The organism is Streptomyces sp. NPDC054757 (genome assembly GCF_053612185.1).
This window is the reverse complement of sequence record NZ_JBSHBW010000037.1, coordinates 42922-66280: the sequence shown is the minus strand read 5'-3', so window position 1 is coordinate 66280 and position 23359 is coordinate 42922. Positions and strand designations below refer to the sequence as shown.

Sequence of the window (23359 nt, the reverse complement as noted above, 5' to 3'; positions counted from 1 at the left end):
TGGGGCTATTTTTTGGTGTTTTTTATGATTCTGTGCCGCCACGCGTCGCACTTGCGCCCCCGCCCGGGGGCCGGGCCGGCCGTGGCGCCGCCCCCCCCGGGCCCCGTGCTCACATCGGAGGTGCCTACCGGCCCGTGATCAGAGCTGGTTGCCGACGAAGACGGTCAGGTCGACCAGGCGGTTGGAGTAGCCCCACTCGTTGTCGTACCAGCCGATGACCTTGACGCTCTTGCCCTGGACCATGGTCAGGGAGGAGTCGAAGGTGCAGGACGCCGGCATGTTGACGATGTCCGAGGAGACGATCGGGTCCTCGGTGTAGTCGAGGAGGCCCTTGAGCTGGCCCTCGGATGCCTTCTGGAACGCGGCGTTGACCTCGTCCTTGGTCACCTCGCGCTCCAGCTCGATGACCAGGTCGGTCACGGAGCCGGTCGGGACCGGGACGCGCATCGCGATGCCGTCGAGCTTGCCCTCAAGCTCCGGGATGACCAGCGCGGTGGCCTTGGCGGCGCCCGTGGTGGTCGGAATGATGTTCTCGGCTGCGGCGCGGGCGCGGCGCAGGTCCGAGTGCGGGTAGTCCAGGATGCGCTGGTCGTTGGTGTACGCGTGGACCGTCGTCATCATGCCCTTGACGATGCCGAAGTTCTCCAGGAGGACCTTGGCCATCGGCGCCACACAGTTGGTGGTGCAGGACGCATTGGAGATGACGTGGTGCTTCGCCGGGTCGTACTTGTCCTGGTTGACGCCCATCACGATGGTGATGTCCTCGCCCTTGGCCGGAGCCGAGATGAGGACCTTCTTGGCGCCGCCTGCGATGTGCTTCTCGGCGTCGGCCTTCTTGGTGAAGAAGCCGGTCGACTCGATGACGACGTCGACACCCAGCTGACCCCAGGGGATCTCGGCCGGGTTGCGCTCGGACAGCACCTTGATGGTGTGGCCGTCGACGGTGATGGTGTCTGCGGTGTGGGAGACCTCGGCCTTGAGGCGGCCCAGGATCGTGTCGTACTTCAGCAGATGCGCGGTGGTCGCGGTGTCACCCAGGTCGTTGACAGCCACGATCTCGATGTCTGCACCCTGCTCCAGCAGCGCGCGGAAGTAGTTACGACCGATGCGGCCAAAGCCGTTGATGCCTACGCGGATCGTCACGAACTCGATCTCCTCGTTGGTACGCCGGGTTTCGACGCCACGGCGAGATGTATGGGATGTCCCCGACCGCCTACGACCCTACCTCTCGAAAGGCCCCAGGGTCATATCGAACATGACCGTACGGAAATTCACATGCGGCCACGCACACCCGTACCGACCAGTACATACGCCGGAGCGCGGCCGGGGCTCATACGACGGTGCCGGCACCCATATGGGCACCGGCACCGGCGGGTTGAAATAGCGCGGAAATACCGGAATGCGGAATGCGGCGGGCTTACCGCCGGATCCGGGCCGGTCAGCCGACCAGGCTGTCGTCCATCTCCTCGGAGAGCGTGGACTCCGTCCCGGGGATCCCCAGATCCTGGGCCCGCTTGTCGGCCATGGCCAGCAGCCGGCGGATCCGCCCTGCGACGGCGTCCTTGGTCAGCGGCGGGTCGGCGAGCGCGCCGAGCTCCTCCAGCGAGGCCTGCTTGTGCTCCATCCGCAGCCGGCCGGCCGCCGCGAGGTGCTCGGGCACCTCTTCGGCGAGGATCTCCAGCGCACGGCCCACCCGGGCCCCGGCGGCGACCGCGGCCCGTGCCGAGCGGCGCAGGTTGGCGTCGTCGAAGTTGGCGAGGCGGTTGGCGGTGGCCCGCACCTCGCGGCGCATCCGCCGCTCCTCCCACGCCAGGACGGACTCGTGCGCCCCGAGCCGGGTGAGCAGGGCGCCGATCGCGTCCCCGTCCCGGACGACAACCCGGTCCACACCGCGGACCTCACGCGCCTTGGAGGCGATCTGGAGCCTGCGGGCCGCACCGACCAGGGCGAGCGCCGCCTCGGGCCCGGGGCAGGTCACCTCGAGCGAGGAGGAGCGGCCGGGCTCGGTGAGCGAGCCATGTGCCAGGAAGGCGCCGCGCCAGGCCGCCTCGGCGTCGCAGGTGGCCCCCGAGACCACCTGCGGGGGCAGCCCGCGGATGGGGCGGCCGCGGCCGTCCACCAGACCGGTCTGGCGGGCCAGCTGGTCACCGCCCGCCACGACCCGTACGACATAGCGGCTGCTCCTGCGCAGCCCGCCGGGGGCCATCACGATCAGTTCGGAGTTGTGCCCGAAGATCTCCAGGATGTCGCGCTTGAGCCGGCGCGCCGCCATGGCGGTGTCCAGCTCCGCCTCGATCACAATCCGCCCGCTCACCAGGTGCAGCCCGCCGGCGAACCGAAGAATCGCCGAGACCTCCGCCTTCCTGCAGCAGGTCCGGGTGACGGGGAGCCGGGAGACTTCGTCCTTCACCGCTGCCGTCATCGCCATGGGCCGATCCTTCCATGCATCCGAAAAATACGGTCGTACGCGGCGGCCAGCAGCTCCCTGTCGTGCGTCGGGGAACCGTCGGGCGAGGCCACGGGCGCCAGCTCGACCGCCGCACCGAGCCCTTTGGCTGCTTCGGCGAGACTCGCGCGGTCGGGCACGGCTGCCTCGTCGGCCAGCACCACGTCCAGGGCGAGTTTAGGGGCGTGTCGGGCCAAAACCTCCAAATGACGCTGCGGTGAGAAGCCATCGGTTTCACCGGGTTGCGGCGCGAGATTGAGCGAGAGCACCTTGCGCGCCTTCGTCTCGACCAGTGCGTCGAGCAGTTCGGGCACCAGCAGGTGCGGAATCACCGAGGAGAACCAGGAGCCGGGGCCGAGCACCACCCAGTCCGCGTCGAGGACCGCGGCGACGGCCTCGGGGACGGCCGGCGGGTCGTTCGGCACCAGGTGCACGGACTGGACCTCGCCCGGGGTGAGGGCGACCGTGGCCTGGCCGCGGACGGTGTCGACGTCGTCGGGGCGGGCCGGGTCGTGGCCGCGGACCAGCGCCTGGAGCTCCAGCGGCACGGCGGACATCGGCAGCACCCTGCCGTGCGCGCCGAGCAGTCTGCCGACCAGGTCCAGGGCCTGCACATGGTCGCCGAGCTGCTCCCAGAGGGCGACGATCAGCAGATTGCCGACCGCGTGCTCGTGCAGATCGCCCTTGGACTGGAAGCGGTGCTGGATGACACGCGCCCAGGTCTGGCCCCAGTCGTCGTCCCCGCAGAGCGCGGCGAGCGCCTTGCGCAGATCGCCGGGCGGCAGCACGCCCAGCTCCTCACGGAGCCGGCCGCTGGAGCCGCCGTCGTCGGCGACGGTCACCACGGCGGTCAGATCCCCGGTGATGCGGCGCAGCGCGGCGAGCGAGGCGGAGAGCCCCATCCCGCCGCCGAGCGCGACGACCTTCGGCTGGGTGCCGCGTCTGGTCCGGCCGGGCACCAGCCGTACACGCCGCAGTCTGGCGGCGCCGCGGCCGGTCACTCGCGCCCCATGTCCCGGTGGACGAGCACCGTCTCGATCCCCTCCGACGCCAGCCGGGCGGCGAGCTTCTCGGACATCGCGACCGAGCGGTGCTTGCCGCCGGTACAGCCCACGGCGATCGTCACGTACCGCTTGCCCTCGCGCCGGTAGCCGGTGGCGATGATCTGGAGCAGTTCGCTGTACTGGTTGAGGAACTCCTTGGCGCCCGGCTGGTTGAAGACGTACGCGGACACCTCCTCGTTGAGGCCGGTGAAGGGGCGCAGCTCGGGCACCCAGTGCGGGTTGGGCAGGAACCGGCAGTCGACGACGAGGTCCGCATCGACCGGGAGGCCGTACTTGTAGCCGAAGGACATCACGGTCGCCCGCAGCTCGGGCTCCTCGTCCCCGGCGAACTGGGCGTCCATCTTGGCCCGCAGTTCGTGCACGTTGAGGCTGGAGGTGTCGATCACCAGGTCGGCGTCGCCGCGCAGCTCGCGCAGCAGATCGCGCTCGGCCGCGATGCCGTCGGTGATCCGGCCGTCCCCCTGGAGCGGGTGCGGTCTGCGCACGGATTCGAAGCGGCGCACCAGTGCGTCGTCGGACGACTCCAGGAAGACGATCCGCCGGGTGACCTGCTTGGCCGCGAGGTCCGCGAGGGACTGGCGCAGATTGTCGAAGAAGCGCCGGCCGCGTACATCGACGACCACGGCGATCCGGGCCACATTGCCCTGGGAGCGGGCGCCGAGCTCCACCATGGTGGGGATCAGGGCGGGCGGCAGGTTGTCGACGACGAACCAGCCGAGGTCCTCCAGGCACTTCGCCGCGGTGGAACGTCCGGCGCCGGACATTCCGGAGATGATCACCAGCTCCGGAATGGCCGCTTCCGCGGTCTCCGCCGGTGTGGCCGTGCCCGCGCTGCCCGTACTCACCTGTGCTCCGTCCCGTTCCTGCTCGTCACTCATGTGTGTCGCCCCCGTCGTCTTCCATGATCTCTCCTGTTGCCGTGTTCACGGCAGGTGCGGCCGGGGTGGCCTGTGCCAGCGCCGCGGCCACCGACTCGGCCGTTCTGCGGCCTATGCCGGGCACCTCGCAGATCTGCTCGATGGTGGCCTGCCTCAGCTTCCTGACCGAGCCGAAGTGCTTGATCAGGGCCTGTTTCCTGGTTTCGCCCAGACCGGCCACCGAGTCGAGCGGGCTCGCCTTGAAGCGCTTGGCCCGCTTGGCCCGCTGGTAGGTGATGGCGAAGCGGTGGGCCTCGTCACGCACCCGCTGGAGCAGATAGAGCCCTTCGCTGGACCGGGGCAGCACCACCGGGTCCTCGTCGTCGGGGAGCCAGACCTCCTCAAGGCGCTTGGCCAGACCGCAGACGGCGACATCGTCGATGCCCAGCTCGTCCAGGGCGCGCTTCGCTGCCGCCACCTGGGGCCGGCCGCCGTCGACCACCACCAGCTGGGGCGGGTACGCGAACCGCTTGGGGCGGCCGTCGTCCTCGACCGCGTCGGCGGCCTGCTCCTCGGTCCACTCCCCCGTGCGCTCCTTCTCCTGGAGATACCGCCGGAAGCGCCGGGTGATCACCTCGTGCATGGACCGGACGTCGTCCTGGCCCTCGAACCCCTTGATCTGGAAGCGGCGGTACTCCCCCTTGCGGGCCAGGCCGTCCTCGAAGACCACCATCGACGCCACCACGTCGTCGCCCTGGAGATGCGAGATGTCGTAGCACTCGATCCGCAGCGGCGCGCTGTCCAGCGCGAGCGCGGCGGCGATCTCCTCCAGGGCCCGGGAGCGGGTGGTGAGGTCGGATGCGCGCTTCGTCTTGTGCAGCACCAGCGCCTGCTGGGCGTTGCGCTGGACGGTCGCCATCAGGTCCTTCTTGTCGCCGCGCTGCGGGATGCGCAGCGAGACATGCGAACCCCGGCGGTCGGCGAGCCACTGGGTGACGGCGTCGGGCTGCTCCGGGAGGGCCGGAACCAGCACCTCCTTGGGCACACCCTCGCCCTTCTCCTCGCCGTACAGCTGCTGGAGCGCGTGCTCGACCAGGCCGGAGGTCTCCACCGCCTCCACCTTGTCGGTCACCCAGCCGCGCTGGCCGCGGACCCGGCCGCCCCTGACGTGGAAGATCTGGACGGCGGCCTCCAGCTCGTCCTCGGCGACGGCGATCAGGTCGGCGTCGGTGGCGTCGTTGAAGACGACCGCGTTCTTCTCCAGGGCGCGCTTGAGCGCCTCTATGTCGTCGCGGAGCCTGGCCGCCTTCTCGTACTCCATCTCCTCGGCCGCGTCCCGCATCTCCTGCTCGATACGGCGTATGTACGCACCGGTGCGCCCAGCCATGAAGTCGCAGAATTCCTCGGCCAGTTCACGGTGCTCCTCGGGGGTGACACGGCCCACGCAGGGCGCCGAGCACTTGCCGATGTAGCCGAGGAGGCAGGGGCGGCCGATCTGCGCGGAGCGTTTGAACACCCCGGCGGAGCAGGTGCGGACCGGGAAGACGCGGAGCATCAGGTCGACGGTCTCGCGGATGGCCCAGGCATGGCCGTAGGGGCCGAAGTACCGCACGCCCTTCTTCTTGGGGCCGCGCATTACCTGCACCCGGGGGAATTCCTCGTTCAGCGTCACCGCGAGGGACGGGTAGCTCTTGTCGTCGCGGTACTTGACGTTGAAACGGGGGTCGAACTCCTTGATCCAGGAGTATTCGAGCTGCAGCGCCTCGACCTCGGTGGAGACCACCGTCCACTCGACGGACGCGGCCGTGGTGACCATCGTGCGGGTGCGCGGATGGAGATGGGCCAGGTCCTGGAAGTACGAGGAGAGGCGCGGGCGCAGGCTCTTCGCCTTCCCTACGTAGATCACCCGGCGGTGCTCGTCGCGGAATTTGTAGACCCCCGGGGAGTCGGGGATCTGTCCCGGCTTGGGGCGGTAACTGGAGGGGTCTGCCATGCCTCCCACCCTACTGGCGGTGACTGACAGTGCGGGGCCAGCACGGGTGGCGTCAGGCGATCCTGTCGGCGCCCGGGGTGGCGTCGGGCACCTTGCCTGTCGGGCCCGCGGGTGGCGTCAGGCCTTCTTGTCGGGGCCCGCGATCAGTTTTCCGCCGACCACCTTGACCGGGACGTCGGCGAGCGGGCGGCTGGCGGGCCCCTGCAGCACCTTGCCGGTCGTGACGTCGAAGCGGCTGCCGTGGCAGGGGCAGATGCCGACCTTGCCCTCGATCTTCTGCAGGGGGCAGTTCTGGTGCGTGCACCGCGACCAGAGCGCCTTGTACGCATCGGCGCTCGGCCGGCTCACGAGCAGGAACTGGTCCCGGTAGTACTTGACTCCCCCGACCGGCACGGCGTCCGCGGCGCCGAGGTCGACGGGCTTGTCGGGCCCCGACGACTTGTCGCCGCCGCCCGAGCAGCCGGTGAGCCCGAGCCCCGCGGCCCCCGCCAGGGCGGCTCCCATGAGGACGGAACGACGGGCGGGGGGCAGACCGGACATGGGGGTTTCACTTTCGGCAGGCATCGGCGACGGATCCGACCATACCGGTGGAGATCCCCGGGCCCGCAGGCGGTGTTTGCAGCATTTACGGGCCCGGGAACTTCGGCTACGTTCGGGATCTGTGATCATCGTCGCCGGAGAGTCCCTGATCGACCTGGTGCCGCAGCACGCCGCCGCACCCGGTGAACCCTTGCCCGCACTGCTGCCACGGCTGGGCGGCGGGCCCTACAACACGGCTGTCGCCCTGGGGCGGCTCGGCGCCCGGGTGGGGTTCTGCTCACGGGTCTCCACCGACACCTTCGGCGAGGCACTGCTCGACGGGCTGCGGACGGCCGGGGCGGATCTCTCCCTCGTCCAGCGCGGCCCGGAGCCGACGACGCTCGCGGTGGCCTCGCTGAGTACCGACGGTTCCGCCGGATTCGGTTTCTACGCCGAGGGCAGCGCGGACCGGCTCTTCGAGCTTCCGGACCAACTGCCTTCCGAGGTACGGGCACTGTCCCTCGGCACCTGTTCGCTGGTGCTCGAACCGGGCGCGAGCGCATACGAGGCGCTGCTGCGGCGGGAGGCGGCGCGCGGGGTGTTCACCCTGCTCGACCCGAACATCAGGGCGGGGCTGATCCAGGACGGTGACGCCTACCGGAAGCGGTTCAGGGACTGGCTGCCCGACGTCACCCTGCTGAAGCTGTCCGAGGAGGACGCCCAGTGGCTCGGCGGCACCCCGGAGGAGTGGCTCGACGCGGGGGTGCAGGCGGTGGTGGTCACCCACGGCGGTGACGGTCTGACCGTACGGACCCGGGCGGGCGGCGCCTACGCGGTCCCCGGTACGGCGGTCGACGTGGTGGACACGATCGGTGCGGGCGACACGGTGAACGCGGCGCTGCTGCACGGTCTCGCGGAGCGGGACGCGCTGTCGGCGGCTGCGACGGCGGCCCTGTCCGGCGACGACTGGGCCCGCGTCCTGGGTTTCGCGGCGCGTGCGGCCGCGGTGACCTGCTCACGTACGGGCGCCGAGCCGCCGTACGCGCGGGAGTTGAAGGCTTAGGACTGGCTCAGGGCCCCTGGTCCGGAGGCCGGGAGCCAGGGGCCCGGCGCGGACTAACGCCCTGGGGCCAGGCCGGGTTGCGTCAGCAGGAAGGTGCGCACCGCGGACCGGAACCCCTCCGGGTCGTCTGCCCAGGGCAGGTGGCCCGCGCCGGGCAGCACGACCCGCTCGGCCCGCGGCAGGGCGCTCGCCAGGGAGTCCATGGCCGAGCGCGGACGGAGGTCGCGGTCACCGTCCACGATCAGTACGGGGACGTCCAGCTCCGCACAGCGTGCGCGCAGGGCCGGGGTGCCCCAGTTCCGGCGGTTCTCCGCATTGATGGTGTCGTTGGCCGTCTCGTTGACCCCGTACCAGGGCGTGGCCATCCGCTCGGCGAGCCGGTGGGCGCGGGCCCCGTCCTGGAACTCCGCCGACCACCGCAGCACGGCGCCGTCCCGGCCGTCCAGCCTCTGCCACCCTTCCGGTTGCCCGGCCATGGCCCGGTGGAACGCCCGGACGAACTCGGGGTGCCAGGTCTCCACCGGATCGATACCGGTGCCGGACACCTGGATGAGCGCGCCGACCCGGCCGGGGTGCTCCAGCGCGTAGCACAGGGCGAGCTGGGCACCCCAGGAGTGGCCGAGCAGCGCCATCCGGTCGAGGCCGAAGTGGCGGCGGACCGCTTCGAGGTCGGCGACCGAGCGGGCCACCGTGTACGGGCCGTCGGAAGGGCCCGAGCGGCCGCACCCCCGCTGGTCCCAGCGGTGCACGGCATACCCGGGCAGCAGATCCGCGACGTCCTCAAGGGTGTCCCACAAGCCGGGACCGCCGTGGCAGAACACCACGGGCGGGCCCGCACCCCGGCGCACGGCCCAGAGCCGTGCGCCATCATCGGTCCGTATCCCTGTCACCGCTGCACCCCCGTCGCCATCCGGAGCCCGGTCGGCTCCCGGCGGCCCGACCCCGTCACGAAGCGCGGCGCGTACGCGGCACCTTCTTCGCCACTGCTTTCTTGGCCGCTGCCTTCTTCGTCGCTGCCTTCTTGGGCGTGGTCTCCTTGGTCGCCGCCGTTTTGACCGCCGCCGTCTTGACCGCCGTCTTCCTGGCCGCGCCCGCCTTCCCGGCTGGTGCCTTCGGCGCCGCCTTCTCCGCTGCGGCCCTCTTCAAAGCCGCCCTCTTCGCCGGTGCCTTCCCGCCCGGAGCGGCGTCGCTGATCCGCTCGCTGTCCAGGATGTCCCGGAGGAACTTCCCGGTGTGGCTGGCGGGGACCCCGGCAACCTGCTCCGGAGTGCCTTCCGCGATGACCAGGCCACCGCCGCTGCCACCCTCGGGGCCCATGTCCACGACCCAGTCGGCGGTCTTGACGACATCCAGGTTGTGCTCGATGACGATCACCGAGTTGCCCTTGTCGACCAGGCCCGACAGCACATTGATGAGCTTGCTGATGTCCTCGAAGTGAAGGCCCGTCGTCGGCTCGTCCAGGACATAGACGGTGCGGCCGGTGGAGCGCTTCTGCAGCTCGCTCGCCAGCTTCACCCGCTGTGCCTCGCCGCCCGACAGCGTCGGCGCGGACTGCCCGAGCCTGACGTAGCCGAGGCCCACCTCGTTGAGCGTGCGCAGATGACGCGCGATCGTCGGGACGGCCTCGAAGAAGTCCAGGCCCTCCTCGATCGGCATGTCCAGGACCTCGGCGATGGACTTGCCCTTGTAGTGGACCTCAAGGGTCTCCCGGTTGTAGCGCGCCCCGTGGCAGACCTCGCACGGGACGTACACATCCGGCAGGAAATTCATCTCGATCTTGATCGTGCCGTCGCCCGAGCAGTTCTCGCAGCGGCCGCCCTTGACGTTGAAGGAGAAGCGCCCCGGCAGATAACCGCGGACCTTGGCCTCCATCGTCTCGGCGAAGAGCCTGCGCACATGGTCGAAGACCCCGGTGTACGTAGCCGGGTTGGACCGGGGGGTACGGCCGATGGGCGACTGGTCGACGTGGACGACCTTGTCGACCAGGTCGTCGCCGTCGACCCGGGTGTGCCGGCCGGGGACGGTACGCGCGCCGTTGAGCTCCCGCGCGAGGTGGGTGTAGAGGATGTCGTTGACCAGGGTCGACTTGCCGGATCCGGAGACACCGGTGACCGCTGTCAGCACGCCCAGCGGGAAGGACACATCGATGTCCTGGAGGTTGTTCTCCCGGGCGCCGTGCACCGTCAGCCGCCGCCCCGGGTCCACCGGCCTGCGCACGTCCGGGATCGGGATGGCGCGCTTACCTGCCAGATACTGGCCGGTCAGGGACTCCTCGTTGGTGAGGAGCTCCTTCAGCGACCCGGAGTGCACGACCTTGCCGCCGTGCTCACCGGCGCCGGGGCCGATGTCCACGACCCAGTCGGCGACCTTGATGGTGTCCTCGTCGTGCTCCACGACGATCAAGGTGTTGCCCATGTCGCGGAGGCGGACGAGCGTCTCGATGAGGCGGTGGTTGTCGCGCTGGTGCAGCCCGATGGACGGCTCGTCCAGTACGTACAGCACACCGACAAGACCGGAGCCGATCTGGGTGGCCAGCCTGATGCGCTGCGCCTCACCACCGGAGAGGGTGCCGGCCGCGCGGTTGAGCGAGAGGTAGTCGAGACCGACGTCGACCAGGAACCTCAGCCGTTCGTTGACCTCCTTGAGCACCCGCTCGGCGATCTTCTTGTCGCGCGCGTTGAGCCGCAGCCGGCCCAGGAAGTCCGCGCACTCGCTGATCGACATGGCGGCGACATCGGCGATGGACTTCTCCATCACCGTCACCGCCAGGACGATCGGCTTCAGCCGGGTGCCCTCACAGGTCGGGCAGGGCACCTCGCGCATATAGCCCTCGAAGCGCTCCCGGCTGGAGTCGCTCTCGGCCTCCGAGTGCCGCCGCTTGACGAAGGGCACCACGCCCTCGAAGGAGGTCGTGTAGGCGCGCTCCCGGCCGTACCGGTTGCGGTAGCGGACCTCGATCTGGGTCTTGTGGCCGTACAGCAGAGCCTTTCTGGCGCGCTGCGGCAGCCCGGCCCAGGGGATGTCGGTCCGGAATCCGAGCTCGTCGGAGAGCGCGCCGACCAGCCGTGCGAAGTACTCCTTGGTGTGGCCGTGCGACCACGGGGAGATCGCTCCCTCGTCGAGTGACTTGTCCTCGTCCGGGATGATCAGCTCGGGATCGACCTCCATCCGGGTCCCGATGCCGGTGCAGTCGGGGCAGGCTCCGAAGGGCGAGTTGAACGAGAAGGAGCGCGGCTCCAGCTCCTCGAAGGACAGGTCGTCGTAGGCGCAGTAGAGGTGCTCGGAGTACATCCGCTCACGCTCGGGGTCGTCCGCGGGCAGATCGACGAAGTCCAGGATGACCATGCCGCCGGCCAGTCCGAGCGCCGTCTCGACGGAGTCGGTGAGGCGGCGCTTGGCGCTGTCCTTCACGGTGAGGCGGTCGATGACCACCTCGATGGTGTGCTTCTCCTGCTTCTTGAGCTTGGGCGGCTCGGCGAGCTGGATCGTCTCGCCGTCCACCCGGGCGCGGCTGTACCCCTTGGTCTGGAGATCGGAGAAGAGGTCGACGAACTCGCCCTTGCGCTCCCGCACGAGCGGCGAGAGCACCTGGAAGCGGCTGCCCTCGGGCAGTTCGAGGACCTTGTCGACGATGGCCTGCGGGGACTGGCGCGAGATGGGCCTGCCGCACTGGGGACAGTGCGGCTTGCCGATGCGCGCGAAGAGCAGACGCAGGTAGTCGTAGACCTCGGTGATCGTGCCCACGGTCGAGCGCGGGTTGCGCGAGGTGGACTTCTGGTCGATCGAGACAGCGGGGGACAGGCCCTCGATGAAGTCCACATCGGGCTTGTCCATCTGCCCGAGGAACTGCCGGGCGTACGAGGAGAGCGACTCGACATAGCGGCGCTGCCCCTCGGCGAAGATCGTGTCGAACGCGAGGGATGACTTGCCCGATCCGGAGAGCCCCGTGAAGACGATCAGGGAGTCACGCGGGAGGTCGATCGAGACGTTTTTGAGATTGTGCTCGCGAGCGCCACGAATGATGAGACGGTCGGCCACGCCGGTCCGCACCTTTCTGAGAGAAGAAGCAGGGGCGGAGCCCCCTCCCCAGGGTATGGGGGGCGCCTCAGCGATGTCGGGTGATGGGTTGTTGGATGTCTCTCACGAGCCTATAGCACGCGCATTCGATTACCGGCCTTCGGTAAAGAGCTTCACCCAAAGGAGTGGCGGGGCCTATCGTCAGCCGCATGATCGATCACGCGCGCGACCTGAGATCCCTGGACGAGGCGACCGAACGGCTCCTGGCCTCGGCCGCCGGACTGGACAACGCCGCAGTGGCGGAACCGTCACGGCTCCCCGGCTGGTCCCGCGGACATGTGCTCGCCCATCTCTCCCGTAACGCCGACGCGGTCGGAAATGTTCTCGCCGGGCTGCCGATGTACGCGTCCGCCGAAGCCCGCGACGCCGACATCGAGCGTGACGCCCACCGTCCGCTCACCGCGCAGCTCGCGGATGTACGGGAGAGCGCGGCCCGGCTCCGTGGGCGCGCGTCCCAGCCCGCCGACTGGTCGCGCACTGTGACCCTGCGTAACGGTGTCACCGACACGGCTGCCGGTATCCCCTTCCGTCGGTGGGTCGAGATCGAGCTGCACCACGTCGACCTCGGAATCGGCTACGAGCTGGCGGACCTCTCCGCTGAATTCACCGAGCGGGAGATCGCCTTCCTGCGGGAGCGCTTCTCCGCCGATCCCGCGGTGGCCGGGGTGACGGGACCCGACACGGCTCTGCTGGGCTGGCTGTCGGGACGCGGCGACGGCCAGGGGCTGACGGCTTCCGGCGGTGGCGCGCTGCCGGTCCTGCCCTCGCTCTAGAAGGACGTACGGCGGCGGTCCCCGCCCCGGGCCGCCGCTCTAGACTCGGCACCATGACGTACAGCGGAGTGGTGAAGGTCGGCGGCCCGGCGGACGTACACGAGCTGACAGCTCTGATGATCTCCAAGGTCGCGGTGGGCCCGATGAACAACAACGCGTATCTGCTGCGCTGCCGGGAGACCGGTCAGCAGCTGCTGATCGACGCGGCCAACGACACCGCGACGCTGCTGCAGCTGATCGGGGCCGACTCCATCGCCTCCGTGGCCACCACCCACCGCCACGGCGACCACTGGCAGTCCCTGCAGGAGGTCGTGGACGCCACGGGCGCCCGCACCTACGCCGGGCGGTACGACGCCGGGGGCATCCCGGTCGCCACGGATGTGCCCGTGGAGGACGGTGACACGATCCGGGTGGGCCGGGTCGAGCTGAACGCCCGCCGGCTGATCGGCCACACCCCCGGCTCCCTCGTGCTCATCTACGACGACCCGCACGGCCACCCGCATGTCTTCACCGGTGACTGCCTTTTCCCGGGGGGCGTCGGGAACACCCATGGCGACCCGGAAGCGTTCACCAGCCTGCTCGACGGTGTCGAGGAGAAGCTCTTCGACCGGCTCTCGGACGAGAGCTGGGTCTATCCGGGGCACGGCCATGACACCACGCTGGGCGACGAGCGCCCGCATCTCGGAGAGTGGCGCGCCCGCGGCTGGTGAGCCGCAGGCGCGCGTACGCCCTCTCAACCGGGCCGGCCGGAGCCTCTCCCCCCCGACCGGCCCGGTCAGGCCGGGCCCCGCCGTCAGACGTCGATCCGGTCCTTGCCCGGTGCCTCGGCCTCCTCGGCAGCCTGCTTCCGTCCGGCGATGAGACTGGTCACCGTGGTGACGGCCAGCACGCCGCAGATGACCGCGAGCGAGACCGGAACGGAGATCTCCGGGACAGGCACCCCCGACTCGTGCAGCGCGTGCAGCAGCAGCTTGACGCCGATGAAGCCGAGGATGACCGACAGCCCGTAGCTCAGGTGCACCAGCTTCTTCAGCAGGCCGCCTATGAGGAAGTACAGCTGGCGCAGCCCCATGAGGGCGAAGGCGTTGGCCGTGAAGACGATGTACGGGTCCTGGGTGAGGCCGAAGATCGCGGGGATCGAGTCCATCGCGAACAGCACGTCCGTGGTGCCGATGGCGAGCATCACGACCATCAGCGGGGTCATGATCCGCTTGCCGTTCCGCTCGATGAAGAGCCTGGTCCCGTGGTACCGGTCGGCCACGCCGAGACGTCGCTCGACCGACTTGAGAAGGCGGTTCTCCTCGAACTCCTCTTCCTCCGCGTCCGATCGCGCTTCCTTGATCAGCTTCCAGGCGGTGTAGATCAGGAACGCGCCGAAGAGGAAGAAGACCCACGAGAAGCTCGCGATGATCGCCGCGCCGGCCGCGATGAAGACCGCGCGGAGCACCAGGGCGATCAGGACGCCGAGCAGCAGCACCCGCTGCTGAAGGTGGGAAGGGACCGAGAACTTCGCCATGATCAGGATGAAGACGAAGAGGTTGTCGACGCTCAGCGACTTCTCGGTGATGAAGCCGGCGAAGAACTCGCCGGACGCCTGGCCGCTGCCGAATAGCAGCAGCCCGAGGCCGAAGAGGGCGGCCAGGACGATCCAGACCGCGGTCCAGACTCCGGCCTCCTTGACGGACACGTCGTGGGGCTTGCGGCCGATCACGAAGTCGACCGCGATCAGTGCGCCCAGACCAAGAATGGTCAGCGCCCACAGGGTCAGTGAAACGTCCATCACGCCTCCGGCGATTGCTACGGCTACTTGATCAGCGTCGTCGCTGCCGGAGGTCTCTTCCACCCGTGCCGGACGGACCGGTACGCCGGGCCGGCGCCCCGGGGCCCTGACAGGTCCGTACTGACGGGTGCGCCGCACTTGGGGAGTACTCCCCTCCGCACCAAGAACAGTACAAGGAACACCAAGGGATAGTAAAGGGATTGGTAAGGGTAATTCAAAGACGCAGGTCAGCGCCTTGGGAAAGCGAGGGCCCTGGGAAAGCGAGGGGCTCAAGTACAGGAACAGGAGGACGGGGACGGCCGGCGGGACCCGGTCCTGGTCGGGCCATACCGGGCGGGCCGAGACGGTCAGGCGGTCCCGGTCAGGACCGGCGGGCCGCCGCGACCTGGTCCAGTACCGTCCGGAGCACCGCGCTGCCCGGCGGCGGCAGCGAGGGCTCAAAGGTCCAGGCATGCCCGACCCAGGGATCGGCGATGTGGTCGTCCGGCACCGGAGTGATCCGCAGGAAGGAGCGCCACAGGGGATCGAGCACCGGGCCGTACCCCCGCGCGTCCTCCCGGTCCGCGACCATCAGCAGATGGACCCCGGCAGCGGGCCCCTCGTCGGCCAGGTAGCGCAGGTGGGTGAGGGCCCGGTCGTCGAACCCGTGCGGGAAGTCATTGACGATCAACAGCTGCTCCGCCGTGTCCAGATCCGGCGGCAGGGAGTCGGCCGCGCCCCCGCGGACCGCCATCTGCGCCAGATCCACCCGCCGCACCAACTCCGCGAGGACAGCGGCCACCCCCTGAGCACCGGTGGCCGGGGGCGCGCCGAGCACTCCGGAGCCGGTCAGGGGAGCCAGCGGTCCGGCGCCCGAACCCGCCGGGTCGATCACCCGGACGGTGAACTCCCCCGCCGGGTGCACGGCCAGCAGCCGGGCCGCGTGGGCGACAGCGGTGTCCATGGCGCGCGTACGCAGCGCGGCGGAATCAAGATCCGCCGCGGATCCGGTCCGGCCGCTGTCGACCCAGAGCCCGCGCTCAAGCGGCAGCCGTACCAGCATCGGAATCCGCAGCGCGGGCCGGACCGGCAGATGCAGATCGCCGACGCGCAGCGCCGACGGTGGCTGCGTCGGCACCCGGTACCCGTGCCAGACCGGGTGGTCCCAGCGGGCGAAGGCCGGGGCCAGGGCAGGTTCGACCACCCGGGACTCGGCCGTCAGCTGATCGAGATCCCGGTCGAGCACCTCCCTTGCCCGAGCCGCCAGCCCGTCCCGCTTCTCCTGGGCCTGCCGCCGTGCTTCGGCGCCCGCGGATCCGGTACGGCCGCGCGGGTCGGAGAGGGCGTCGGAGGTCTCGCGCTCCAGGCGTGAGTCGGCGAAGTCGACGGCGCTGCGGTACGCGGCCGCAGTACGGGCCAGGTCCTCGAACATGCCCCGGACCTGGTTGTACAGACGCTCCTCCATGGACCAGCCGTTGGCGTCGCCCGCGACGGGCTGGGGCTGCTCCCCCGGCCGGGGGCGGGGAACCGCCGGGGATGGCGCCGGGGGCGCGGGGCGCTGCCGGCGGGGGTGCGTGTAGTCGACCGGGCCTGCGAGACGTCCGCCGGTCCCGGTACCACCGGGCCCCTCGACCGGTACGGGGCGCGTGGGCGGCGGCGTGGCGGCGGGAGGGCCCGCATCCGCGTCGCGGCCGGTGGGAGCTGTCCTGTCTCCCTGCGCGGGACGCGGTGGGCCCGTCGATGCGGCGTGCGCTGCGTCGCCCACGGCCGCGGTGCGGATCGTGTCCGCCAGCGCTCCGGCACCCGGCAGCCCCTGGTCACCGAGCAGGTCGGCGAGGCCGCCCGCGTATCCCTGGCCGACGGCACGGACCTTCCACGCCCCCTGTCTGCGGTAGAGCTCCAGGGCGATGACCGCGGACTCGGCACCGAGTCCGGTGAGGGTGTAGCTGACGATCTCCGCGCCGTCCGGCCCCATGACAGCGGTGAACGGCGCGGCGAGGGAGCCGAACGAAGGGGGCCCGCCGGTGGCTGCGGGCAGTGCCAGCAGGACGTTCACCCGGTGTACGGCCTCCGGCAGCGACTCCAGGTCCACCGTGAGCCGATGGTCCGGCGCCGTCCGCCGTGACACTTCGAGACCGGGCAGCCGCGGGAAGCCGGGGTGGGCGACCCACTCCGGGCCACGGACCCTTCCCTGCACGTCACTCAGGACCGCGCCGGTGAGAACCGGCCTCCCTGCCGACACCCGGATCTCCAGTCGGACCGGGGGCAGGGGGTGGTTCTGTCCGCGGACCAGCTCGGCCGTCATCGCGCGTGTCCCCTCGTCGCGTCGCGGTGTGTCAGCTTGTGGTTCCGGCGGCCTCTGAAGAGGTCTGAACAGCCAGTTCTGAACAGGCAGTTCCCGGCAGCCCAAGGCCGCCGGGAACCGATCGCGCGCTCTTCGGGCGCCGGGTGGTGACGCCTACAGGTGCGGCAGGATCGCGGGCATCAGGTCCTGGAACGTACGGCCGTTGGCCGGGTTGCCGATGGCCGTCATCTGCCAGCTGCCGCCCGCGCGGTGCACCTTCGCCATGATCTGGGCGGTGAACTGGCCGCCGCCGTCGAGCGTGTAGCGGGCGAGCTCTTCACCGTTGGTCTCGTCGACGATGCGGCAGAAGGCGTTCTGCACCTCCTGGAACGTCTGGCCGGTGAAGGAGTTCACCGTGAAGACGATCTGGTCGATGTGGACGGGGACCCGCGCGAGGTCGACAAGGATCGCCTCGTCGTCGCCGCCCTGACCCGCGCCGCCGACCAGGTTGTCACCGGTGTGCTGCACCGAGCCGTCGTCGCTGACGAGGTGGCGGAAGAACACCACGTCCACCGGCTGCTTGTCGGCGAAGAGCACCGCCGACGCGTCGAGGTCGATCTCCCGGGTGCGCGATCCGAACAGGCCACGGCGCGGCGCCGCCTGCCAGCCGAGTCCCATCCGCACCGCGGTCAGGGTGCCCCCGTCGTTCTTCTGCAGGCTGATGGCCTGCCCCTTGGTCAGATTGACACCAGGGCCCTTGGCAAAATTGGCCGTCACGCGCTGTCCCTTCTTCCTGTTTCCCCACGTTTTCCCCGCACCCTACGCAGACACGCGGACATCGCAGGAGGGCCGGGGCTCTTTTGTGTCGTTGTTGCAACAACTGTCGTTCTGGCCGCATCGGGCCGGGCGAGTCCGCAACGGGTCAGGCCAGCCCGCCCTCCTTCATCTGGCGCAGCTCCTTCTTCAGTTCACCGACTTCGTCACGGAGCCGGGCGGCCACCTCGAACTGCAGATCCGCGGCAGCGGCGCGCATCCGCTCGGTCATCTCCTCGATGATTCCGGCCAGTTCCTCGGCGGGGCGGTCGGTCGGGACCGCCTTCGCACCCTTCGCGGCCTTGCCGCCCTTTGCCGCCGCGCCACCGAGCGCGGGGACCGGGGCGGTCGGCTGCTTGCCGTCCTTCGCCTTGCGGTAGCCCGTGCCGAGCAGCTGCTCGGTATCGACCTCCTCGCGGGCGATCGTCGCGACGATGTCGTTGATCTTCTTGCGCAGCGGCTGCGGGTCGAGGCCGCGCTCCTTGTTGTACGCGACCTGCTTCTCACGGCGGCGGTTGGTCTCCTCGATGGCCTTCTCCATCGCCGGGGTGACCCGGTCCGCATACATATGGACCTGCCCGGAGACGTTCCGCGCGGCACGGCCGATCGTCTGGATCAGGGACGTGCCCGACCGGAGGAAGCCCTCCTTGTCGGCGTCGAGGATGGCCACCAGCGACACCTCGGGGAGGTCGAGACCCTCACGCAGCAGGTTGATGCCGACCAGTACGTCGTACTCCCCGGCCCGCAGCTCGCGCAGCAGCTCGATACGGCGCAGGGTGTCCACATCGCTGTGCAGATAGCGCACCTGGATACCCAAGTTGAGGAAGTAGTCGGTGAGATCCTCGGCCATCTTCTTGGTGAGGGTGGTGACCAGGACCCGCTCGTCCTTCTCGGTACGCGTACGGATCTCGTGGACCAGGTCGTCGATCTGCCCCTCGGTGGGCTTGACCACGACCTCGGGGTCGACGAGTCCGGTGGGGCGGATGATCTGCTCCACGAAGCCGTCGCCCCGGGAGAGTTCGTAGTTGCCCGGCGTGGCGGAGAGGTAGACGGTCTGCCCGATCCGCTTCTGGAACTCCTCCCACTTCAGTGGCCTGTTGTCCAGGGCGGAGGGCAGCCGGAAGCCGTGGTCGACGAGGGTGCGCTTGCGGGAGGCGTCGCCCTCGTACATCGCACCGATCTGCGGAACCGTGACATGCGACTCGTCCAGGACCAGGAGAAAGTCCTCGGGGAAGTAGTCGAGCAGGGTGTTGGGCGCCGTGCCGGGATCGCGGCCGTCGAAGTGCATCGAGTAGTTCTCGACGCCGGAGCAGCTGCCGATCTGGCGCAGCATCTCCAGGTCGTAGGTGGTGCGCATGCGCAGTCGCTGGGACTCCAGCATCTTGCCCTGCTTGTCCAGCTCCGCGAGCCGCTCCTCCAGCTCCTTCTCGATCCCGTTGACCGCCTTCTCCATGCGCTCCGGGCCCGCCACGTAGTGCGTCGCGGGGAAGACGTAGAGGGACTGGTCCTCGCTGATGATCTCGCCGGTGAGCGGGTGCAGCGTGGAGAGCGCCTCGATCTCGTCGCCGAACATCTCGATCCGGACGGCGAGCTCCTCGTACACCGGGAAGATCTCGATGGTGTCGCCGCGCACCCGGAAGGTGCCCCGTGTGAACGCCGTGTCGTTGCGGGTGTACTGGATGTCGACGAACCGGCGCAGCAGCTCGTCCCGGTCCACCTCCTGGCCGACCTTGAGGGAGACCATCCGGTCCACGTACTCCTGGGGTGTGCCCAGGCCGTAGATGCAGGAGACGGAGGCGACCACGACCACGTCGCGACGGGTGAGCAGTGAGTTCGTGGCCGAATGGCGGAGGCGCTCGACCTCCTCGTTGATCGAGGAGTCCTTCTCGATGTACGTATCGGACTGCGGGACGTACGCCTCGGGCTGGTAGTAGTCGTAGTACGAGACGAAGTACTCGACGGCGTTGTTGGGGAGCAGCTCGCGGAACTCGTTCGCCAGCTGGGCGGCGAGCGTCTTGTTCGGCGCCATCACGAGCGTGGGGCGCTGCAGCTTCTCGATCATCCAGGCAGTGGTCGCCGACTTGCCGGTACCGGTCGCACCGAGCAGGACGACATCCTTCTCACCTGCACGGATACGCTTGTCGAGCTCGGCGATGGCCGTCGGCTGGTCACCGCTGGGCTGGTAGGGACTGACGACCTCGAAAGGCGCCACCGTGCGTTCGATCTTGGAAACGGGCCGCATGCAACCACCGTACGACCACCCACTGACAACCGGGTCCCTTCGCCGTCCGGGCCACGCTGTCGGTGGGCCGCCGTACGGTGGGGGACGTGGAGAACGAAACGCAAAGTGTCGAGTGGGTCACGGTCGGCAGCGCCATCGGTCCGCTGCTCCTGGCCGCGAGCGGCCGGGGCCTGGTCACGGTCGTCTTCCATGCCGTCCCCGCGGTGCGCCGCAGGGCGCTGGAGCGGCTGGCCGCCCGGTTCGCGGCCCCGCCCGTTGAGGACCCGGAATCGCCGCGGCTGGCCGAGCCCATACGCCAGCTCGCCGCCTATTTCGACGGCGGGCTGCGCACCTTCACCCTGCCGCTGGACTGGTCGCTTTCCGCCGGGTTCAACCGCCAGGTGCTGCGGGAGCTGGCGGCCGGGGTGCCCTACGGGTCGGTGGTGGGGTACGGCGATCTCGCCGCCCGGGTGGGCCGGCCGGGGGCCGCGCAGGCGGTGGGTGTCGCGATGGCGTCGAACCCGCTGCCCGTGGTGGTGCCCTGCCATCGCGTGGTGGAGAGCGACGGCGGCCTGGGCGGGTTCGGCGGCGGCCCGGAGACGAAGCGGCAGCTCCTGGCACTGGAGGGCGTTCTCCCGCAGCCTCTGTTCTGACCGGTCCGCTCCGGATCGCTTCGGCCCGCCGCGGCCCCCTGGCGTCCGGCGGGCCGGCCGCCCCGCGGGCGGGCGCGGCCGGGATGTTCCGCGGCCGGAGCCCAAGGGCTTCAGAGGCTGATGTGGTACGCCTTGCGCAGCGTCTCGTGGACGGTCCAGGTCGTACGGTCGCCCTCCCGCAGCACACAGGCGTCACCGGGGCCGATCCGCATCGTCTCGCCACCTTCGACGGCGACGGTCGCCCGCCCGCTGACGACGACGAACAGTTCGTTGGCCTCGGTGTCGGTCACCACTCCGGGCGTGATCTGCCAGATCCCGCGCAGCTGCGTGCCGTCCGGGGACTCCCACAGGACCTTTCCGGTGACCACCGGGTCTCCGGAGACGATCTGTGCGGCGTCGAGCGGTTCGGGCTCCAGCTCGGCATCCGGTATGTGCACGGCGAAGGAGGCGGGGGTCTGATCAGTTGTCGTCATGGCGGGCAACCTTAGCGACCAGGACGGGCTGGAAGAATCCGGTGTCCACGGGGGCGTGCCAGCCGGTCTCCGTGAAGCCCGCGGCCTCCGCGAATCCCGCCGTCTCGGCCGGGGCCAGCGCCCAGTAGGTGGCGCGCCGGGTCCGGGTCGCCCAGGTGCCGTCCCCGGGCAGCAGCTGGAAGTGCTCCAGGTCGTAGCGTTCGCCGTCCGGGTGCCAGTGCCACAGCTGGAAGGTGATGGTCCTGCCGCCGTCCGGTCCCACCGCCACCTGGGGCGCAGTGGACTGCGGCTGTTCGCGGCGCAGTTGCTCGTACGGCCGGGTGGACAGCAGAAGCAGCCCGCCGGGCCGCAGCACCCTGCGCATCTCGCCCAGTGCGGCCCGTACGTCGTGGGGCGTCAGCAGGTGGGGCAGCGAGTTGTCGGCACAGACGACGAGGTCGAAGGAGGCGCTCCGGAAGGGCAGTGCGCGCATATCGGCGGCGCACGCGGCGAACGGCAGCCCGCGCGCGGCTGCTTCACGGGCGGCCCGTGCGGTGGCCACCGGGCTGAGATCACTGCCGGTGACCCGGTGCCCGTGCGCCGCGAGTCCGAGCGCCTGGGTGCCGATGCCACAGGCGCAGTCGAGAACGTCGCGGCCGCCCGGACCGAGCGCCGCGGAGGCCAGCGTGTCGAGGGCGGCCCCCTGCCGCGCGACGGCGGCATCCCAGTCCGCGTACACCGCGTCGTAATCGGCGGCGAGTTCGTCGTAGAAGCGCCGGGTCGGGTGCATGGTGCGCAGGTTATCGGGGCGCGGACAGGGACGCTCAGCCGATTGTCAGTGGTGGCGTCTAGCTTGGAATCAGTGGAGACCGGCCGGAGGGGGCCGGTCCTTGGGGAGGGGTGTGCCGTGGTTGCTGTGGGGTCGGGAGAGACGACATATCTGGAGCTTTCCCAGGAGGGCGCCGGAGCGCACAAGTTCTACGAAGTGACCGTCAGCGGGACGACGGTGGCCGTGCGGTACGGACGGATCGGCGCGGACGGCCAGCGCCAGGTCGCGTCCTTCCCGACCCCGGCCAAGGCTCAGGCCGCGGCGGCCAAGAAGGTGGGCGAGAAGGTCCGGAAGGGGTATGCACCGGCCGTGCGGGGGCAGCGGGCGGCGCGCGCGGTGACGCGCCGCCAGGTGACATCCGCTCCCTCGACGGCACGGGCCACGGCCCCCGTCCTCTGGCGCTTCCGTACCGGCACTTCGGCGTTCGGGATCCACATCGACACGGACCACTGCTGGGTGGGCAATCAGCACGGCGATGTCTACACACTCGGCCACGACGGCGAGGTGCTGTCCCGCTTCTCGCTGCCGGACGGCGTCAAGTGCCTGGTCGCTGACGACTTCTGGATCTACGCGGGCTGTGATGACGGCAAGGTGTACGACCTGTCGTCCAAAGTGCCCTTCGCCGCCTACGAGATCGCGGAGGACATGGACATCTTCTGGCTGGACATCCACGAGGGCGTGCTGCACGTGTCGGACCGCAGCGGCGGCCTCACGGTCATCGACCACGAGGACGAGTTCCAGTGGTCGCGCCGCTCCAAGGGCAGCAATGCCTGGATGGTCCGGGCCGACGACCATGCGGTCTACCACGGACACACCCGGGGTGTGACGGCGTACGCGGCGGACGGCAGCGGCGAGTTGTGGCACACGGACACCCACGGCGGAGTGCTGTTCGGCTGGCAGGAGGAGGCATCCGTGTACGCCGGCACCGGCCGGCAAGTGGTCGAGCGGCTCTCCAAGGCGACCGGCCGCAGCGAGGCCAGGTACCAGTGCGACGCGGCCGTGTACTCGTGCGCGACATCCGCCGACGGCGAGTATGTCTTCGCGGGCGACCTGGCCTCGTCCGTCTACTGCTTCACCTCGGACGGCACCCGGCTGTGGAAGCTGGGTACGGGCGGCGGCTCGGCGCTCTCCATGCAGTACCACGAAGAGAAGCTCTATATCGTCACCACCGACGGCTCACTGGCCTGCATCGACGCGAGCGAGACAGCGATCACGGCGGCACAGGGCGGGAGTCTCCCGGTCGCCGTGGATGTGAAGCAGGCTGCCGCGCTGCCCACCTACACACCGATGGCCGACGTGGCCACGGTAAGCGCGCTGCCCGCGCCGGGCGCCGGGGTCGTCGTGGAGTGTGTGCAGGCCGGCGGCAGGCTGCGGGTCCAGGTGGTGTCGGACGGCTATGAGCCTGCCTGGCATGTGCAGTTCCCCCGGGGCATACGACAGGCGGGCGCCCGCTATGTGGTGGATGCCCTGCACCCCTCGTCGGGTGGCTTCTACCGGGTACGGGGCGAGATAAAGCGCCTGGTCTAGGGGTTCTGCTCTCCGAGTTCTCCGATGCT

19 protein-coding genes are annotated in these 23359 nt (G+C 69.9%); 5 read left to right on the top strand and 14 right to left on the bottom strand.

Features of this window, described 5'->3' with window-relative positions:
• Positions 1 to 138: 138 nt before the first annotated feature.
• The 6 genes from gap to ACWGKJ_RS30945 form a co-directional block, all read right to left on the bottom strand.
• The gene (gap, locus tag ACWGKJ_RS30970; protein WP_385026386.1) at positions 139 to 1143 is read right to left on the bottom strand and encodes a type I glyceraldehyde-3-phosphate dehydrogenase; all 1005 of its coding nucleotides are present in this window, start codon (positions 1141 to 1143) and stop codon (positions 139 to 141) included.
• Between the two features lie 295 nt (positions 1144 to 1438).
• On the bottom strand, positions 1439 to 2428 hold the full coding sequence (whiA, locus tag ACWGKJ_RS30965; protein WP_385026389.1) for a DNA-binding protein WhiA: 990 nt from the start codon (positions 2426 to 2428) through the stop codon (positions 1439 to 1441).
• Positions 2419 to 3447: a gluconeogenesis factor YvcK family protein gene (locus tag ACWGKJ_RS30960; protein ID WP_385026392.1), complete on the bottom strand. Its 1029-nt coding sequence runs from the start codon at positions 3445 to 3447 to the stop codon at positions 2419 to 2421. The genes whiA and ACWGKJ_RS30960 overlap by 10 nt, the downstream gene beginning before the upstream one ends.
• On the bottom strand, positions 3444 to 4388 hold the full coding sequence (rapZ, locus tag ACWGKJ_RS30955; RefSeq protein WP_385026395.1) for an RNase adapter RapZ: 945 nt from the start codon (positions 4386 to 4388) through the stop codon (positions 3444 to 3446). Before rapZ ends, ACWGKJ_RS30960 begins: the two co-directional genes overlap by 4 nt.
• Positions 4381 to 6360 (bottom strand): excinuclease ABC subunit UvrC, encoded by a 1980-nt coding sequence (gene uvrC, locus ACWGKJ_RS30950; RefSeq protein WP_385026398.1) that lies wholly within the window; start codon positions 6358 to 6360, stop codon positions 4381 to 4383. The genes rapZ and uvrC overlap by 8 nt, the downstream gene beginning before the upstream one ends.
• A 117-nt stretch (positions 6361 to 6477) precedes the next feature.
• Complete coding sequence (locus tag ACWGKJ_RS30945; RefSeq protein WP_385026401.1) at positions 6478 to 6900, bottom strand: Rieske (2Fe-2S) protein; 423 nt, start codon at positions 6898 to 6900, stop codon at positions 6478 to 6480.
• 121 nt (positions 6901 to 7021) lie between these two features.
• Between ACWGKJ_RS30945 and ACWGKJ_RS30940 the strand changes: the two genes are divergently transcribed.
• Entirely contained in the window at positions 7022 to 7942 is a 921-nt protein-coding gene (locus tag ACWGKJ_RS30940) for a carbohydrate kinase family protein (protein ID WP_385026404.1), read from the top strand.
• Positions 7943 to 7995: 53 nt separating this feature from the next.
• Here ACWGKJ_RS30940 and ACWGKJ_RS30935 read toward each other — a convergent pair whose 3' ends face one another.
• Together ACWGKJ_RS30935 and uvrA are read right to left on the bottom strand one after the other, a co-directional pair.
• The gene (locus ACWGKJ_RS30935; protein WP_385026407.1) at positions 7996 to 8832 is read right to left on the bottom strand and encodes an alpha/beta fold hydrolase; all 837 of its coding nucleotides are present in this window, start codon (positions 8830 to 8832) and stop codon (positions 7996 to 7998) included.
• Between the two features lie 55 nt (positions 8833 to 8887).
• Positions 8888 to 11980, bottom strand: coding sequence for an excinuclease ABC subunit UvrA (uvrA, locus tag ACWGKJ_RS30930; RefSeq protein WP_385026410.1), 3093 nt, complete (start codon positions 11978 to 11980; stop codon positions 8888 to 8890).
• Positions 11981 to 12168: 188 nt separating this feature from the next.
• Between uvrA and ACWGKJ_RS30925 the strand changes: the two genes are divergently transcribed.
• Together ACWGKJ_RS30925 and ACWGKJ_RS30920 are read left to right on the top strand one after the other, a co-directional pair.
• The gene (locus ACWGKJ_RS30925; RefSeq protein ID WP_385026413.1) at positions 12169 to 12792 is read left to right on the top strand and encodes a maleylpyruvate isomerase family mycothiol-dependent enzyme; all 624 of its coding nucleotides are present in this window, start codon (positions 12169 to 12171) and stop codon (positions 12790 to 12792) included.
• A gap of 53 nt (positions 12793 to 12845) precedes the next feature.
• Positions 12846 to 13502, top strand: coding sequence for an MBL fold metallo-hydrolase (locus tag ACWGKJ_RS30920; protein WP_385026416.1), 657 nt, complete (start codon positions 12846 to 12848; stop codon positions 13500 to 13502).
• Between the two features lie 83 nt (positions 13503 to 13585).
• Here ACWGKJ_RS30920 and ACWGKJ_RS30915 read toward each other — a convergent pair whose 3' ends face one another.
• The 4 genes from ACWGKJ_RS30915 to uvrB form a co-directional block, all read right to left on the bottom strand.
• Positions 13586 to 14572, bottom strand: a complete 987-nt coding sequence (locus tag ACWGKJ_RS30915; protein ID WP_385026419.1) for a TerC/Alx family metal homeostasis membrane protein — start codon at positions 14570 to 14572, stop codon at positions 13586 to 13588.
• 361 nt (positions 14573 to 14933) lie between these two features.
• The gene (locus ACWGKJ_RS30910; RefSeq protein ID WP_385026422.1) at positions 14934 to 16856 is read right to left on the bottom strand and encodes a TerD family protein; all 1923 of its coding nucleotides are present in this window, start codon (positions 16854 to 16856) and stop codon (positions 14934 to 14936) included.
• Between the two features lie 153 nt (positions 16857 to 17009).
• Entirely contained in the window at positions 17010 to 17576 is a 567-nt protein-coding gene (locus ACWGKJ_RS30905) for a TerD family protein (RefSeq protein WP_385026487.1), read from the bottom strand.
• Between the two features lie 181 nt (positions 17577 to 17757).
• Positions 17758 to 19890 (bottom strand): excinuclease ABC subunit UvrB, encoded by a 2133-nt coding sequence (uvrB, locus tag ACWGKJ_RS30900; RefSeq protein ID WP_385026425.1) that lies wholly within the window; start codon positions 19888 to 19890, stop codon positions 17758 to 17760.
• Between the two features lie 62 nt (positions 19891 to 19952).
• On the opposite strand from uvrB, the gene ACWGKJ_RS30895 reads away from it, so the two are divergent.
• On the top strand, positions 19953 to 20522 hold the full coding sequence (locus ACWGKJ_RS30895; RefSeq protein WP_385026428.1) for a methylated-DNA--[protein]-cysteine S-methyltransferase: 570 nt from the start codon (positions 19953 to 19955) through the stop codon (positions 20520 to 20522).
• A 110-nt stretch (positions 20523 to 20632) separates the two neighbouring features.
• On the opposite strand, the gene ACWGKJ_RS30890 is transcribed toward ACWGKJ_RS30895, so the two are convergent.
• Both ACWGKJ_RS30890 and ACWGKJ_RS30885 read right to left on the bottom strand, forming a co-directional pair.
• Entirely contained in the window at positions 20633 to 20995 is a 363-nt protein-coding gene (locus ACWGKJ_RS30890; RefSeq protein WP_385026431.1) for a cupin domain-containing protein, read from the bottom strand.
• Positions 20982 to 21764 carry a class I SAM-dependent methyltransferase gene (locus ACWGKJ_RS30885; protein WP_385026434.1) on the bottom strand — a complete coding sequence of 261 codons (783 nt, stop codon included), beginning with the start codon at positions 21762 to 21764 and terminating at the stop codon, positions 20982 to 20984. Before ACWGKJ_RS30885 ends, ACWGKJ_RS30890 begins: the two co-directional genes overlap by 14 nt.
• A 117-nt stretch (positions 21765 to 21881) precedes the next feature.
• On the opposite strand from ACWGKJ_RS30885, the gene ACWGKJ_RS30880 reads away from it, so the two are divergent.
• Positions 21882 to 23330, top strand: a complete 1449-nt coding sequence (locus ACWGKJ_RS30880; RefSeq protein WP_385026437.1) for a WGR domain-containing protein — start codon at positions 21882 to 21884, stop codon at positions 23328 to 23330.
• Positions 23331 to 23359 lie beyond the last annotated feature (29 nt).

Excerpts from the sequence above, each read along its gene's own strand:
- whiA (WP_385026389.1), bottom strand. The coding sequence starts at position 2,428 with ATGGCGATGACGGCAGCGGTGAAGGACGAAGTCTCCCGGCTCCCCGTC.
- rapZ (WP_385026395.1), bottom strand. The coding sequence starts at position 4,388 with ATGAGTGACGAGCAGGAACGGGACGGAGCACAGGTGAGTACGGGCAGC.
- uvrC (WP_385026398.1), bottom strand. The coding sequence starts at position 6,360 with ATGGCAGACCCCTCCAGTTACCGCCCCAAGCCGGGACAGATCCCCGAC.
- ACWGKJ_RS30945 (WP_385026401.1), bottom strand. The coding sequence starts at position 6,900 with ATGTCCGGTCTGCCCCCCGCCCGTCGTTCCGTCCTCATGGGAGCCGCC.
- ACWGKJ_RS30925 (WP_385026413.1), top strand. The coding sequence starts at position 12,169 with ATGATCGATCACGCGCGCGACCTGAGATCCCTGGACGAGGCGACCGAA.
- ACWGKJ_RS30920 (WP_385026416.1), top strand. The coding sequence starts at position 12,846 with ATGACGTACAGCGGAGTGGTGAAGGTCGGCGGCCCGGCGGACGTACAC.
- ACWGKJ_RS30915 (WP_385026419.1), bottom strand. The coding sequence starts at position 14,572 with ATGGACGTTTCACTGACCCTGTGGGCGCTGACCATTCTTGGTCTGGGC.
- ACWGKJ_RS30910 (WP_385026422.1), bottom strand. The coding sequence starts at position 16,856 with ATGACGGCCGAGCTGGTCCGCGGACAGAACCACCCCCTGCCCCCGGTC.
- uvrB (WP_385026425.1), bottom strand. The coding sequence starts at position 19,890 with ATGCGGCCCGTTTCCAAGATCGAACGCACGGTGGCGCCTTTCGAGGTC.
- ACWGKJ_RS30890 (WP_385026431.1), bottom strand. The coding sequence starts at position 20,995 with ATGACGACAACTGATCAGACCCCCGCCTCCTTCGCCGTGCACATACCG.
- ACWGKJ_RS30885 (WP_385026434.1), bottom strand. The coding sequence starts at position 21,764 with ATGCACCCGACCCGGCGCTTCTACGACGAACTCGCCGCCGATTACGAC.